This window comes from Pseudomonas sp. SIMBA_068, from assembly GCF_046534705.1.
In the GTDB taxonomy this organism is placed as follows: Bacteria; Pseudomonadota; Gammaproteobacteria; order Pseudomonadales; family Pseudomonadaceae; genus Aquipseudomonas; species Aquipseudomonas putida.
In genome coordinates this window covers 1-264 of the sequence record NZ_JAWRYI010000742.1, presented here as the reverse complement: position 1 = coordinate 264, position 264 = coordinate 1, and the positions used below count along the sequence as shown (strand labels likewise).

General features: G+C 51.5%; 1 protein-coding gene. It reads left to right on the top strand.

What is annotated here, in order from left to right; translation table 11 throughout:
• Positions 1-252: transposase (locus SB756_RS31240; protein WP_410913388.1), on the top strand; the 252-nt coding region annotated here is incomplete at its 5' end.
• Positions 253-264: the final 12 nt, after the last annotated feature.

Below are 264 nucleotides of genomic sequence, written 5' to 3'. Positions count from 1 at the left end.
CCTGGACGAATAAGTAAAGGCGGAAATGCCTATCTACGCTCAGCGATGTACATGCCAGCGCTGACCGCCATACGTTGCGACAGCAACGTGAAAGCCTTTTACGAAGTGTTGATCGGGCGAGGAAAGAGAAAGATGCAGGCCATCGTCGCCGTGATGCGCAAATACCTGACTGGCCTGTGGGCCTGCATGCAAGCCGGAGAAGATTTTAATACGGCCAAGCTTTTTAGCGAAAAACACCTCGCAAAAACTTGACCGTGAACAGAG